Source organism: Pseudochrobactrum saccharolyticum, from assembly GCF_008801715.1.
Classification (GTDB): domain Bacteria; phylum Pseudomonadota; class Alphaproteobacteria; order Rhizobiales; family Rhizobiaceae; genus Pseudochrobactrum; species Pseudochrobactrum saccharolyticum.
Genome location: NZ_VZPG01000001.1, coordinates 280,936 through 295,324, shown reverse-complemented (window position 1 = coordinate 295,324; position 14,389 = coordinate 280,936). Strand labels below are relative to the sequence as shown.

Annotated in this window: 12 protein-coding genes and 1 tRNA gene; 12 read left to right on the top strand and 1 reads right to left on the bottom strand. The window is 49.9% G+C overall.

Annotated elements, in window-relative coordinates; all coding sequences use genetic code 11:
* Positions 1-147 precede the first annotated feature (147 nt).
* The 6 genes from F7P81_RS01480 to F7P81_RS01455 all read left to right on the top strand — a co-directional run bounded on the left by F7P81_RS01480 (position 148) and on the right by F7P81_RS01455 (position 7,378).
* A tRNA-Gln gene (locus F7P81_RS01480) sits at positions 148-222 on the top strand.
* Between the two features lie 398 nt (positions 223-620).
* Entirely contained in the window at positions 621-1,775 is a 1,155-nt protein-coding gene (locus tag F7P81_RS01475) for a GGDEF domain-containing protein (protein WP_151158227.1), read from the top strand.
* 119 nt (positions 1,776-1,894) lie between these two features.
* Positions 1,895-2,797: a DUF2865 domain-containing protein gene (locus tag F7P81_RS01470; protein WP_170265201.1), complete on the top strand. Its 903-nt coding sequence runs from the start codon at positions 1,895-1,897 to the stop codon at positions 2,795-2,797.
* A gap of 584 nt (positions 2,798-3,381) precedes the next feature.
* The gene (locus F7P81_RS01465) at positions 3,382-4,389 is read left to right on the top strand and encodes an ABC transporter substrate-binding protein (RefSeq protein ID WP_151158223.1); all 1,008 of its coding nucleotides are present in this window, start codon (positions 3,382-3,384) and stop codon (positions 4,387-4,389) included.
* Between the two features lie 227 nt (positions 4,390-4,616).
* Positions 4,617-5,687 (top strand): ABC transporter ATP-binding protein, encoded by a 1,071-nt coding sequence (locus F7P81_RS01460; RefSeq protein WP_151158221.1) that lies wholly within the window; start codon positions 4,617-4,619, stop codon positions 5,685-5,687.
* Positions 5,684-7,378, top strand: a complete 1,695-nt coding sequence (locus F7P81_RS01455; RefSeq protein WP_075654517.1) for an ABC transporter permease subunit — start codon at positions 5,684-5,686, stop codon at positions 7,376-7,378. The genes F7P81_RS01460 and F7P81_RS01455 overlap by 4 nt, the downstream gene beginning before the upstream one ends.
* Positions 7,379-7,445: 67 nt before the next feature.
* Here the strand turns inward: F7P81_RS01455 and F7P81_RS01450 are convergent, their stop codons facing one another.
* Entirely contained in the window at positions 7,446-8,633 is a 1,188-nt protein-coding gene (locus F7P81_RS01450) for a pyridoxal phosphate-dependent aminotransferase (protein ID WP_151158219.1), read from the bottom strand.
* Positions 8,634-8,872: 239 nt separating this feature from the next.
* On the opposite strand from F7P81_RS01450, the gene F7P81_RS01445 reads away from it, so the two are divergent.
* The 6 genes from F7P81_RS01445 to F7P81_RS01420 all read left to right on the top strand — a co-directional run bounded on the left by F7P81_RS01445 (position 8,873) and on the right by F7P81_RS01420 (position 14,377).
* Entirely contained in the window at positions 8,873-9,115 is a 243-nt protein-coding gene (locus F7P81_RS01445) for a hypothetical protein (protein WP_151158217.1), read from the top strand.
* A gap of 72 nt (positions 9,116-9,187) precedes the next feature.
* Complete coding sequence (locus F7P81_RS01440; protein WP_075654520.1) at positions 9,188-9,775, top strand: hypothetical protein; 588 nt, start codon at positions 9,188-9,190, stop codon at positions 9,773-9,775.
* 256 nt (positions 9,776-10,031) lie between these two features.
* On the top strand, positions 10,032-11,330 hold the full coding sequence (locus F7P81_RS01435; protein ID WP_151158215.1) for an extracellular solute-binding protein: 1,299 nt from the start codon (positions 10,032-10,034) through the stop codon (positions 11,328-11,330).
* A gap of 97 nt (positions 11,331-11,427) precedes the next feature.
* Positions 11,428-12,399: a carbohydrate ABC transporter permease gene (locus F7P81_RS01430; RefSeq protein ID WP_374828052.1), complete on the top strand. Its 972-nt coding sequence runs from the start codon at positions 11,428-11,430 to the stop codon at positions 12,397-12,399.
* A gap of 12 nt (positions 12,400-12,411) precedes the next feature.
* Positions 12,412-13,254, top strand: a complete 843-nt coding sequence (gene ugpE, locus F7P81_RS01425) for a sn-glycerol-3-phosphate ABC transporter permease UgpE (RefSeq protein ID WP_151158211.1) — start codon at positions 12,412-12,414, stop codon at positions 13,252-13,254.
* Positions 13,255-13,273: 19 nt separating this feature from the next.
* Positions 13,274-14,377: a sn-glycerol-3-phosphate import ATP-binding protein UgpC gene (locus F7P81_RS01420; protein WP_151158209.1), complete on the top strand. Its 1,104-nt coding sequence runs from the start codon at positions 13,274-13,276 to the stop codon at positions 14,375-14,377.
* Positions 14,378-14,389: the final 12 nt, after the last annotated feature.

Below are 14,389 nucleotides of genomic sequence, written 5' to 3'. Positions count from 1 at the left end.
GAAGCTGAAAACGTAAAACGCTTTTTTGAAGTTGGACGGGTTTGCTTTGTTTTAAAATGTAAAAATCTGATTTCAATGCATTGCACAATGGATTTCTTGCGGCTATAAGCCGGATCAACCGCCACGGAATCTCTCCGTGATTTGTATTGGGGCGTAGCCAAGCGGTAAGGCAGCGGTTTTTGGTACCGCCATCCCCTGGTTCGAATCCAGGCGCCCCAGCCAATTCCTCACATTATATTCTGCCTGTTTAATTTGTTTTGCCGATGATTTTTGATCTCGCTATGCGTAGTAAACAGGCGGAGTAAATTTAAATTGTTCTCACATTATATTTAACTCAGCTTGTTTGTTTTGTTTGAATTTAAGAATATTAAGCAGCACTGAAACAATCTTATTCTTTTATCTTTCATTCAAAATGTCGCTTTTTGCATAAAAAAGTGATAGCGGGATCTTTTTACATAATGCTATGGAATATGTGATGCCTGCTAAAACGGCTGCACACTTTATGAATATGTTCGGCTTGCCGAACCGCATACTGACTTCGTCTCCTTAACGGGCAGAAGTCAGAGATACAGTGCATTCCGGGAGTGTTTTGTTTATCGACGTGAGGGATTTGATTGTCGATGCTCATTCAATACATGGCAGATATTGAGCCAAATTCACTATTTACAGTAAACGCTATTTCTCTGGCAGCGTTTGCGATTGCATTTTTTTGTATTTGGCTGAAGCAGCGCGACAGAACCTATTGGCTCTATTGGGTTGCTGCAAATGCGGTTTTATCCGTCGGCTTCATTATCTTTGTTGTGATTGATCGCTCGCAGATGCTGCAGTTGATTCTCGTCAACGTGGTATTAGCGACGGGGATAGCGCTGCGCTGGCAGGCTATACGCAGCTTTTTCTATCGCAAAAACTATATTGAGATTAATTTCTTAATCATACTGATTGTGCTGCTTCCATATCTGTTCTCTTCCTATCTGACGAACGGGTTTATTTTTGGCTTTGTTAATCTCATATTTTTGGTTGAAATCGTTCTAGTTCTCCGCGAATTGGTGCGCCCAAATGGTGAGACTCTGCCGTCTCGTTGGGGGCTGGCTATTGCCTATAGTCTTGTTGCTGCGGCATTTGTTGCCCGCGTGATACAGGGTTGGGTGACAAGTCCCGCAAATATGAAATTACTGCCGAATGACGGGCTTCTGGCAGTCATTTTGCTCGTCATGTCCATTCATATTGTTGCAAGCGGTGCTTTCGCTATATCAATGGCCTATGAACGGGGGATTTCCGAGTTAAAACAAATGGCTCTGCTTGATCCGCTGACGGGCCTGTATAATCGCAGAGCCTTTGAGCTGACTTTAGCAGAGCGTGATCCTGCGGATGGTTCTCTCGCTTTGATTTTGCTGGATATTGATCATTTCAAGCGCATTAACGATCAGTTCGGTCATGCCGCCGGTGATATTGCCTTGCAGCGTTTTGCCAATATCCTGATGACGATTTTCCGGAAGAAGGATTTTATTGCCCGTATAGGCGGGGAGGAATTTGCAGTTCTTCTCCCAGATACGACGATGAATGAAGCCTATGAGTTTGCCGAGCGTGTTCGCAAGACTGCTGAAAATGATGCATTTGAGCATAGTGACGGTATTGTGCGCCTGACAATCAGCGCGGGGGTCTGTCAGGCAGCAACAGACGTAGCCTCTTTTTCCGATATGACCCAAAAAGCAGATATCAGCCTGTATATAGCTAAAAATAATGGTCGTAACCGGGTTGAAATATTTGCTACATGATTCATCGGTAAAGCTTTGTAATTCTTTGCTCAATTCGGCCGTTACATAAACACGCGGAGGGGACTGTGGTTAAGTGGAGGGTGTCAAAGAGGTTGGGTTTTCCGGTGATGCCTGCGCTTATGACGCGTTGTGTTACGCTTCGCCAGACATTGCTCCTCTTGGTTGTCCTGCTTGTAACGGGCACAATCTCTCCTGCTCTTGCTGCGACATGTTCGGATAATTCCCTGATCGCTGCCGATATTATTTTAAAACGTCAGCTGACTGCCTTGAAAAATATGGAGCGCGGCCGGAAATGTACGGCAGAAAATGCTCAGGGCGGCTTTTTTAACGCGTGTCGTGATTTGGCTCAGCGACGTGGTGACATACAAAAACAGTTACAGAAAAGTGCCGCAGCTTTGGCAAAATGCAGCGGAACATCTCTTACTGCCACATCATCAAAACCAAGCGGGCTGAGCAACAAAAACCAGCTTGCCAAAAATACCAATTTGTTTGGCGGTCAGTATTCGGGAACACCTTTACTGTTTTGTGTGCGCCTGTCTGACGGATATTATTTTCCGGCACCGCATTCGCAATATGCCCGAAGCGACAAGATAAAAGAGACATTGGCGCAGTGCCGTTTCATCTGCGAGACCCCCGATGTCAATCTGTATGTTTTGAGCGATCCTGCTGCCGAGACTGCGGATATGGTATCCGTTGATAAACGCGAATCCTACGTCAATCTGGGTTCTGCCTATGCCTATCAGGCATCAGAGAATTTTCAGAAATGTAACTGGGCAAAGTATTTTTCCTATATTGAGCAGGTGCGGGCAGGTTCCGCAAAACCGAAGAAAAAAACCATTGCGTCTGTTAAGCCGGTAATCGCGCCGGTTTCTGTTCCGGTCGTTGAAAAAGATGTGTCTGACCGTGCTGTACGGATTGTTGGACCTGCCTTCTTGCAGGACGGTAATGATATGCTGGTCAATCTGGGGAGTCGTCGCGAGCGGCCGGAAACAGGCATAGAAGTTTTACACAGTACAGAGTGATCTGATCGCATGGCGTAACTGACCGAATGCGATATTTGTTACCGTGAAAACGACAGCAAATATTGCAGTTTTATTGCCTGTCTGCGGAAATGTTTATTATGACAAAATGCGCTGTTTTTTGCCGCTTACGGACATGCGCATGAGCCAAAGCACAGGCACAGTTTTGAGGTTATCCTGATGGGGGCGGCTTTTGATCCGTCACTCAACCCTGATTTTTATACAAGATCGTGAATGCAATGCGGGTGTGGAAAACACATCTGCAGTCACAGACTTCAGAGTACCCGTCGTTAAATGGTCTCATTCAACGACCGCGATAATATGACCAATCGAGAATTCGGAAGCTGACCTGACAGATGTGCCTTTCTGTGAGGTTGTGCGGAGCATTGTCTGAAGAATGGTCTCATTCTGAGATCATGTTTATGCGACCAATGAGGCCACGGGAATGACTGCCGCGGGAGGGGGCAAGCGCAGCGTGTTCCGGTGTGTTTTCAAAGTTTCGCATTGATATCTGTGGCTATTTCATCATTATGTGCGGGAACTTTTTATAAAAACTCAAACAAAATCCATGGGATGGGGGCTTTGATATGCGCAAGACTTACCTGAAAACTCTGGGGGCGCTGGCTGCGACTCTGATGGCCGGTTCTGCACTGGCAGAGACGCTGACGGTTTATACTGTTTATGAAGAAGATGAGGCCGCAGCTTTCCTCGCCGAGGCGAAAAAAGCTTTACCTGATCTGGATATTAATATGCTGCGCCTGTCCAATGGCGATCTTGTTGCCCGTATCATTGCCGAACAGGCAAATCCGCAACATGACGTGCTGTGGGGCGTTGCAGTTACCTCGCTGTTCAATCCTGAAATTATTAAAACGCTGGAGCCTTATAAGCCTGCGAATATCGAAACTGTGCCTGCGCAGTTCCGTGACAAAGAAGACCGCTGGTTTGCGGTCACCGGTTATATGGCCGCTTTCTGCGTAAACAATGAGCGCTTGAAATCCAAAGGCCTGACAATGCCGAAGTCATGGGCCGATCTGACCGACCCTGCCTTTAAAGGTGAAGTGGTGATGCCGAACCCTGCATCATCCGGCACCGGCTATATTCAGATTGACTCGCTGATCCAGCAGATGGGCGAAGAAAAGGGCTGGGCTTTCCTCGACAGTCTCGACAAGAACGTAGCGCAATATATCAAATCCGGTTCCAAGCCGTGTAACGTCGCTTCAATGGGCGAATATACTGTTGGTGCCTCTTTTGAACTGCGTGCCATCAAGAATATTGCCGAAGGTTATCCGATCACTATGGTGATCCCGTCAGAAGGCGCGGGTAATGAGCTGGAAGCCAATGCGCTGGTTTCAACATCCAAGAACAAAGACGCAGCCAAGCGTTTTCTCGACTGGACTGTGAGCAAGCAGGCTGCCGACGAATATTACAAGTGGAAAGCCATTGTAACGATTCCGGGCGGCGCAATGCCGGACAAGTTCAAAGAAGCCGGTCTTCCTGAAGATGTGTCCAAGGTTATGTATGCGGTTGATTTCAAAGCCGCAGCCGATGATCGCACAAAGATCATTGAAACATGGCAGAAGAAATACGAGCGCTAATTGTTAATCAGACCGGACAGCCTTGCAGCTGTCCGGTCTTGCTCTTTCGGCTTTCAAAGCGTTGAGCAAGCTGTTTTCTGCGCTGTAAAAAACATACGAAAAACAGAGATTTAAAGCTGCGGCTTGAATCAGTCTGATAAGCATTTGCATGAAATTTCATGCAACGGGGAATACGCAGGGATTTTCAGCTGCGTCCATAAAAACAAAATACCAAAGGAAATATACCAATGGATTTGAACATTCAGAATGTCATTAAAAGCTATGGCGCAGTGAAAGCCCTTGATAATGTTTCTCTGAATATTCCGCATGGTTCTCTGGTATGTTTTCTCGGGCCTTCCGGTTGCGGTAAGACAACCTTGCTGCGTGCCGTTGCGGGGCTGGAAGATATTGATTCCGGCAGGATTATGCTGGGCGACAATGACCTGTCACATACGCCTGCGCGGTCGCGTAATTTCGGCGTTGTGTTTCAGTCCTATTCGCTGTTTCCGCATATGACAGCGGCGCGCAATATTGCCTACGGGCTGGAATGCCGGAGCTGGACAAAAGCACAGATTGCAGCGCGGGTACGTGAAATGCTGGATCTGGTGCATCTGGCTAATCAGGCCGAGAAATTACCGGCGCAAATGTCCGGCGGTCAGCAGCAGCGTATTGCTATTGCCCGTGCACTGGCGCCCAATCCGTCACTCTTGCTGCTTGATGAGCCGCTTTCCGCGCTGGATGCAAAGGTGCGTGAGGAATTGCGCAATGAAATCCGCGCACTGCAAAAACGCGTCGGCATTACCACCATTATGGTCACACATGATCAGGAAGAAGCTTTGGCGATGGCCGATGTGATTGTGGTGATGAAAGACGGACATATTGAACAAACCGGCACGCCGCAGACGCTCTATCAGCAACCTTTAACCAGTTTTGTTGCAGATTTTATCGGTCGTATGAATATTCTGCCGCTGGATAAGACCACCGGAAATAGTCTGCATTTTGCCGATAAAGTACTGAAACTGGATGCCGCAGAGGTTTCCGGTTCCGCACCGGTCAGTAAAGTCGGTATCCGGCCTGAGGCCGTCAGCCTGCTGCCTGCAACGCAAACCATGCCGGATGATAATCACTTTCCGGCAACCATCCGTAGTCAGATTTATCTGGGGCATATATCGCGGTTGGAAGTGGTGCCGGATAAACGGCCGGACGTTAAAATCAGTGTGGAAATGCACGGCACCGCCAACAGAACAGGGTATTTGCCGCAAACAGGTGATGCAGTAACGCTGCACCTGCCTGCAGATGCTTTACGGGTGCTGTCATGAGCAGTGCGGAGGCTTCTGTAACCACGACGACCGGTGCCGGTTTAAAGCGCGGTCTGTTTAGCGACAATTTCATTTCCTGGGCGATGACGATCGGGATTACAGCCCTGATCCTGATTTTCCTTGTCATGCCGCTTTGGGCCATTCTGGTGCTGGGTTTCAGCACGCCGGAAGGTTTTGGTCTCGGCAATTTTACCCGCACTTTTACCACCGCGCGTTTTTGGACGCTGGTGTTGAACAGTCTTGGTATGGCGCTGACCTGTACCATTATTGTGACCGGCATGGCCTATGCCTATGCCTATACGCTGCAGCGTGCCCATGTACCGTTTAAATCCCTGTTGCGGATGGCGGCGCTTATTCCGCTCTTTGCTCCGTCACTGGTGCAGGCGCAGGGGCTGGTGCTGCTGCTCGGCCGTAACGGTATTCTCAACCGCTGGATGGGCATGGATATTGATATCTATGGTTTCTGGGGTGTGGTGATTGCTAATGCGCTTTATGCTTTTCCCTATGCTTTCCTGATCCTCTCGGCAGCGCTGGCTGTCAGCGATGCACGGCTGCATGAAAGTGCGGAAGTGCTGGGGGCAGGGCCATGGCGTATCTTCCGCACCCAGACTTTGCCTGCCACCCGCTATGGTCTGGCGGCAGCCTGTTTCGTGGTGTTCAATCTGGTGATGACCGATTTCGGTAATCCGATGGTGATTGGCGGCGATTTCAATGTGCTGGCCACAGAAGTCTATAATCAGGTGATCGGGCAGGCGCAGTTTGGCCTTGGTGCGGTGATCGGTATTGTGCTGCTGATGCCTGCCATTGCCGCCAAGATTGTTGAAAAACGCCTGACCAAACAGCAACAGGCGCTGCTCACCTCACAGGCGCGGCCAATGGTTGTGCGCCCGTCTGGTAAACGTGATCTGCTGCTCGGGCTTTATGCCTATTTCACAATGGCGCTGATCCTGAGTGTCATTCTGATTGTGGTGCTGGCAAGCTTCGTCAAGCTCTGGCCGTATAATATGAGCTTTACGCTTCAGCATTATCAGTTTGATGTGCAGAACGGCACAGCGCCTTTGTGGAACAGTGTGAAGATCAGTCTGGCGACGGCTGTGCTGGGTGTGGCAATTGCCGGTATGACTGCAATTGCGGTGCAGAAGTTCAAGAATCCGCTCACCGGCCCGCTGGCATTTCTGGCCATCTTGCCGTCAGCCGTGCCGGGTATGGTGTTGGGGCTTGGTTATGTATTGGCCTTTAACAATCCGTCCAACCCGCTGCACTTCCTCTATGGCAGCTTTGCTTTGATCATTATTCTCAGTGTCTATTATAACCATGCCCACGCATTCCTGATCTCCTCAACCAGTCTGAAACAGATCAGCGGTTCGTTTGATGAAGCATCAACCATGCTTGGCGGCAGCGTGCTGACAACTTTGCGTAAAGTGACATTGCCGCTGTTGTGGCCGACATTGCTGGGCGTGGGGGTTCTGTTCTTCATGCGCACTATGGTATCGCTGTCTGCGGTGATCTTTCTCACCACACCGGCAACGCAGGTCGCTTCGATCTCTGTGCTGCAATTGTCTGATCGCGGGGCGGTCAATCAGGCGGCGGCATTTTCGGTCTGTATTATGCTGATTGTGATTGCAGCTTTGCTGATCGTGCGCGGTATTCTTTGGGCATTTGGTGCCAAGCATGTGACACTGATCCGCTAAAACTGATATGTAAAACAAAAAGCCCGCCTCATCACTGAGGCGGGCTTTGTATTGGAAAGAGGTGAAATCAGGCTGCTTTTTCCAGTGTGATACGTTGTGCAAGCCGCACCATACCGGCACAGGCTGCATCAATCTGGTCATCCGCCACGCTCAGGCTCAGACGCAAAAAGCCGACCAGATTGCTGCCGAAGGAATCGCCGGGCATAGTCGCAATCTTTTCTTCTTCCAGCAGGCGCATCGCAAATTCCGCACCGGTCATGCCGGTGGCGCGGATATCTGCCAGAATGAACATGCCTGCCTGCGGGATCTTGCAGGAAATTCCGGCATGACCATCGAGGCGCTCGGAGATCCTTTGCGCACGGCGGTAGAAGTTTTCAAGCATTTGCTGCGCTGCGGTTGCCGGACGGTTCAGCGCATAGGCAGTCATATCTGCGATGAAAGGCTGTACGCCGAACAGCAGATATTCTGACAAAGGCAGCAGGCGATCCGTAAATTCTTCCGGTCCGATGCACCAGCCGCTGCGGAAGCCCGGCGCGGAGTGGGATTTGGAAATCGAGGCAACCACAACGGTACGCTCGGCCAGTTCTGGCAGATCAAGCGGAGAAGCAAACTCACCCTCAAAGACCAGCAATTCATAAACCTCATCGGAGATGATCCAGAGATTGTGCTTGCGGCAGACTTCGCCGATGGCTGCGATTTCCTCACGGCTCAGCATGGCGCCGGTAGGGTTATGCGGTGAGTTGAGCAGCAGCACACGCGAACGTGGTGTAATCGCTTTTTCCAGATCGGCAGCCTGCAGGCGGAAACCGTTGGTTTCACTGACCGGCACATAGACCGGTGTGGCACCGGTTGCTTTAATCACGCCTTCATAAGTCGCATAGCACGGGTTGGTGGTGATGACTTCATCACCTTCTTCGGCCAGACCAAGCATGGCAATTGCCAGTGCGCTTTGTGTGCCCGGAAAGCAGAGAATCTGCTGTTGGCTGATCTTGCGGCCGGTACGCTTCGAATATTTGTCAGACAGAGCTGCAAGAATCGACGGCTCGCCACGGCCGCTGGTATAGCGGGTGCGGCCTGCGCGCATGGAGCGGGCAGCCTCATCAATCATATCGGCAGGTGTCGGAATATCCGGCTCGCCGATGGTCAGCTCGATAATATCTTCGCCTGCGGCTTTCATCTCGCGGGCGCGCATATGGACAGCCCATTTGTGTGAGCCTTTGCTGCTCAAACGCTCGGTAATACGCGCATAATGCATCTTGAGCGCTCCTCCGTATTTTTATTCATGCTTGCTGCATCTTTTAATAATTCATGCGTTGTATCGCATGAACCGAAGTTAAGACCAGTGTTGTTTCTGCATGACATCAGAAAAGCGCATAAATTATGGTGGGAATTATTGCTCAACATTATGATCTATTGAAATCTTCAGGCTTGTCATGAGCAGGCAGAGTTTATAACCATCACGGGTAATTTTGTAATCTGTCCGGTGAAGCTTCTATGACCAATACCAATTTAACGCTTTTTATCTGTGATCTGCTGAGTGCTGCGGGTTCATTCACACTGCTGATCGGTTTGCTGATCGTATTGTTCTCCACATCCCTGCATGGTGCTGCGGGACAAAGCGATGACAAAGGCTTGGTTGTTAAAGCATCCAAACATTTCAGAACCGGCTTGATTCTGGCAATTCTGGGTGCTCTGCTTCTGACTATGTCGGCATCATTTGAGCTGATAATTTACTAATAAATAAAATGACAGCCGGAGGGGATGTGATCCGGCAGTTTATAATGCGCTTATCCGGAGGGGAGCTTGCCAATGGCAGCGGATATTCTTGTCAGTCAGGCTGATGTTTTTTCGCATATGCGCATTATCAATGGCATGGGCATAAGCCTGTGCCTGTCGCGCTTGCTGGTCTTCGCGTCCAAATTTATTCAGCACCCTTCGAAGAACAAAATATCCTATATCCATATCGGCTGGATACTGGTTGTATTTTTATGGATTATTCAGTTCTGGTGGGATTATCTCATCGAGAGCAACAGCAAAACCTATGATATTGTTACTTATATCTTAGAGCTGTTTTATGTCTTTGGTCTGTTTTTCATCTGCGTTACCCTGACGCCGGATGACATTAAAGAATACGGGGATTACGAGACCTATTTCTTTTCGAGAAAGAAATGGCTTTTTGCCCTCTTTATTTTCATCAACAGCATGCAGTCTTTCGAACAGATCAGAACATCCTTCATTAAAAACGACACCGATAATATGGTCGTTCTGCCGGTTGTCATGGTGCTGGAAACCATCGTTATTCTGATTGCGATGAATATTAAGCGCAGGCGATTTCAATATGTGATGATTGGCCTGTTATTTTCCACGATCATTCTGGATTTCATTTTCCTGTCGTGAGGTCGGCCTGTTTAGGTTAGAGCGCATCCCGAAAAGTGTGAAACGGTTTTCGGATAAAATACGCGTAAAAACAAAAAGATAGAGCATTTCCAATGATTCAGCCTAAACTGGAAATGCTCTGATACAGGGCAGGCAGTGGCAGATTTATGCAACTTGCCGGTTTCGGTGTGTTTCATAAATCTGATTCATTCCTGTTAATTCGGTGTCATATCCACCCTCTATTGCGGAACCAGTTTTTCAACAAACGGGATCTGCAATGTTCAGAAAACTTTCTATCGCCGCTTTGACACTCACCGTCTCTGCAACATCGTCAATGGCTGCAACCAATATCAGCTGGTGGCACGGCATGGGCGGCGCGAATGCTGACGTGATCAATGAGATCTCCAAGCGCTTCAATGAATCCCAGCAGTCCTGCGCGCTGACACCGGTATCCAAAGGCTCTTATGAAGAAGCGCTGGCCTCCGGTATTGCTGCATTCCGCTCTGGCGAACAGCCGAATATTCTTCAGGTTTTTGATGCCGGTGCAGCCACCATCATCAATGCAAAAGGCGCAACAGTGCCTGCTGAAGACCTGATCAACAATGCCGGTTACAAATTCGACCGTGAAGCCTTTATCGAAGGTGTGCGTTATTTCTATGCGGCACCGGATGGCAAATTTGTTGGCATGCCATTCAACTCCTCCGCACCGATCATGTATATCAATACCGAAGCGCTGAAAAAGGCTGGTGTTGAAGCCCCGAAGACCTGGGAAGAATTTGAAGCCATTGCACCGAAGCTTAAAGAAGCCGGTTATATTCCGCTTACCGCTTCGCAGCTGACATGGCAGTTCACCGAGAACTTCTTCTCCCGTCAGAACATCCAGTTCGCCACCAATAATAACGGTTATGACAGCGTTCAGGATACCAAGCTGAATGTGACTGATCCGAACCTCATCATGATGTTCGAAAAGCTGAAAGATTGGGCTGATAAAGGCTATTTCGGCTTCTACGGCGCGGGCTGGGCAGATAATCAGAAGCCTTTTGATGAAGGTAAAGTTGCTTTCTGGATCGGTTCTTCCGGTTCTTTCGGTGGCCTGCAGAAAACTGCAAAAATGGAATTCTCCGCTGACTTCCTGCCTTATTGGAAAGCCGTTGACGGTGCAGGCACCAACAGCTTTATCGGTGGTGCGGCTCTGTTCGCCATGGCCGGTAAGCCGGACGCAGAAAACAAATGCGTGGCTGACTTCTTCCAGTTCCTGACTTCGCCGGAAGTGCAGAAATATTACCATCAGGCAACCGGCTATGTGGCGATCACCAAAGCTGCTTATGAACTGGCAAAATCTGAAGGCTATTACGAAAAGACACCTGTTGCCGAAGTTGGCATCAAGCAGCTGATGCTGCAGTCCGGTGACTGGTCGAAGGGCTACCGCCTCGGTTTCTACCCGCAGATCCGTACCATCATGGAACGCGAATATAACCGTATTTTCGCTGGTGAAACCTCTGTAAGCCAAGCTTTCGAGACCATCGAAAAAGAAGGCAATGACTTGCTGACCCGTTTCGCAAAGACCGCGAACTAACAACTGAGATTTTCTCAATGTGATGAACGGGGTCGGAGCAAACCATGCCTGACCCCGTTTTTAATAGATGCTTCTCAAAAAGACGGGGATTTGCCGCGTGGCATATATCCAGACTTCTCAACCTTCAAAGCTCGCTGCGTTCTTCTCGCGCTTGCCACTGTTCGGCAATGCAAAACAGCCAGAAGCAGCCAAGCGCGTGCAGTTTAATTCACGCCTGCTGCCTTATCTTTTGCTGGCACCACAGCTGGCTGTTGTTTTAATTTTCTTTTATTGGCCATCTGTTCAGGCCATCCAGTCGTCCTTCTATATTGAAGACCCGTTCGGTTTCGGTGCGACTTTTGTCGGATTGGAAAACTATACGGATGTGCTGGTCAGCCCTGAATATCGCGGCATTGCCGGTTTTACGGCGATTTTTACGATTATTGTGACAGCCTTGTCGCTGGGCATTGGCATGTTGCTGGCGGTAAAAGCCGATGCTGTGATCCGTGGCAATGCTGCCTATAAAACTGTGTTGATTTCGGTCTATGCCATCGCGCCGCCGGTTGCCGGTCTCATTGGAATGATGATCTTCGACCAGCATATCGGCCCGTTTGTGAAAATGGCTGCATGGTTTGGCTGGGATATGAAAGTCGGGCTGAACTATTTCGACACTGCTTTTGCGATGATCGTCGTCTCGGTCTGGAAGCAGATCCCTTATAATTTCATTTTCATCCTGTCCGGCTTGCAGGCGGTTCCGGCCTCGGTACGTGAGGCTGCGGTGATGGATTGCCGTTCCGGCGCACGCCGTTTTCGCACGGTTATTCTGCCTTTGCTGGCACCGACCGTGTTCTTTCTGCTGATTATCAATATCACTTATTCGCTGTTCGACACTTTCGGTGTGATCGACGTAATGGTGAAGGATAAAGCCGCCAATAATCCGATTACGCTGGTCTATAAAGTGTTCATGGATGGCTTCCGCGGCAATGACATCGGCAGTTCTTCCGCACAATCCGTCATTCTGATGGTGGTGGTATTCACGCTGACCATCGTGCAGTTCCGCTTCGTTGAGCGGCGCATTCATTACAATTAAGCAGGGGACGAGATGCATAAAGTTAAGATTACCGATCATCTGATCCTGCTTGTCGGAGCACTGTTTCTGATCTTGCCGGTGGTGGTGGCTTTCACCACCTCCAGCCATACGGCAGCGGATATTCACTCCAACGGTCTGTCTCTGAGCTGGGGCGGCAACTTCACGGAAACCTATAGCAATGTGCTGACCCGTGAGGGCGGTTTCACCGGCCAGATCACCGGATCGCGGATGTTGCTGAATTCGCTGATCCTCGGCCTCGGTTTTGCAATCGGTAAGATTGTGCTGTCGATGCTGGCGGCTTATGCGATTGTCTATTTCCGCTTTCGCTTTGCCACGCTGGCATTCTGGCTGATTTTCACCACGCTGTTACTGCCGCTGGAAGTACGTATCGTGCCTTCCTATCAGGTGGTGTCGTCCTTCGGTATGCTCAACAGTTATTCCGGACTGATTGTGCCGCTGCTGGCCTCGGCCACGGGTACTTTTTACTTCCGGCAATTCTTCAAGTCCGTGCCGGATGAATTGCTGGAAGCTTCCCGCATTGACGGGGCAGGGCCGGTGAAATTCTTCATCGATATTCTGCTGCCGCTGTCGCGCACCATGATCGCCGCGATGTTCATCATCATGTTTGTCTATGGCTGGAACCAATATCTCTGGCCGATGCTGGTGACGACCGATGAGAGCTTCTTCACGCTGATGCGCGGTATCAAGCAGATTTTGCAGGTGTGGGTCGGGGCGCAAATTCCGGATTATAACGAGGCTTTTGCACTTGCCGTGCTGGCCATGGTGCCGCCGGTGCTGGTGGTTGTGGTGTTCCAGCGCTGGTTCATCAAAGGCCTGACCGAGAGCGACAAGTAAGAGATTTTAGGAGCCTTCAATGGCACAGGTTAAAATTGAAAATGTATCGAAAATCTATGCGGGCGGCACTAAAGCTGTCAGCGCAGTGAATATCGATATTAAAGACGGTGAATTTATTGTTCTGGTCGGCCCTTCCGGCTGCGGAAAGTCCACGCTGCTGCGTATGGTGGCAGGGCTGGAAACCATCTCGGAAGGTGAGGTGGCAATCGGCAACCGTACCGTGAATGAGGTGGAGCCGGTAGATCGTGACATTGCCATGGTGTTTCAGAATTATGCGCTTTATCCGCATATGAGCGTCTATGATAATATGGCTTATGGTTTGCGGAACCGTAAAACGCCGAAAGCCGAGATCGAGGCGCGTGTGGCAGAGGCTGCACGGATGCTGGAGCTGGAACCTTATCTGCAACGCAAGCCGCGTGCGCTTTCCGGTGGTCAGCGCCAGCGTGTGGCGATGGGGCGTGCGATTGTGCGCAAGCCTGCGGTGTTTCTGTTTGACGAGCCGCTGTCCAATCTTGATGCCAAATTGCGTGTTTCCATGCGCGGAGAAATCCGGCAGTTGCAGCGTCGTCTTGGTACGACTTCAATCTATGTGACACATGATCAGCTGGAAGCGATGACACTGGCTGATCGTCTGGTGGTGCTGAACGGCGGCGAGATTGAGCAGATCGGCGCACCGTTGGAGATTTATCACAAGCCTGCATCGACCTTTGTTGCGAGCTTTATCGGTTCTCCGGCAATGAACCTTGCTGACGGCACTGTGCATCAGGCGCAACTGATGCTGGGCGAAGATATTCTGAAACTCGGCACAGAGCCATCTGTGCAGGGCGAGGTGACAATCGGGATTCGTGCGGAAGATTTGCATATCGCTGAAGCGCATGAGCAGGGCTTGCAGTTCCGCACCGATTATGTGGAGGAACTGGGCGCACAACGCATCGTGCATGGTTATGCGGGCAATCAGAAGCTGGTCGCCGCACTGCCCCCAAAAGCTGAAATCCGCGATCAGATGCGTCTGGCTGTGACGCCTGAAAAACTGCACTTCTTCGATAAACAGAGCGGCAAACGCATTGAATTATCGCAAGCAGCCGCAACTGCTGTAAAAGCAACCCAAGCTGTTTCTGCCTGAAATATTGCACAA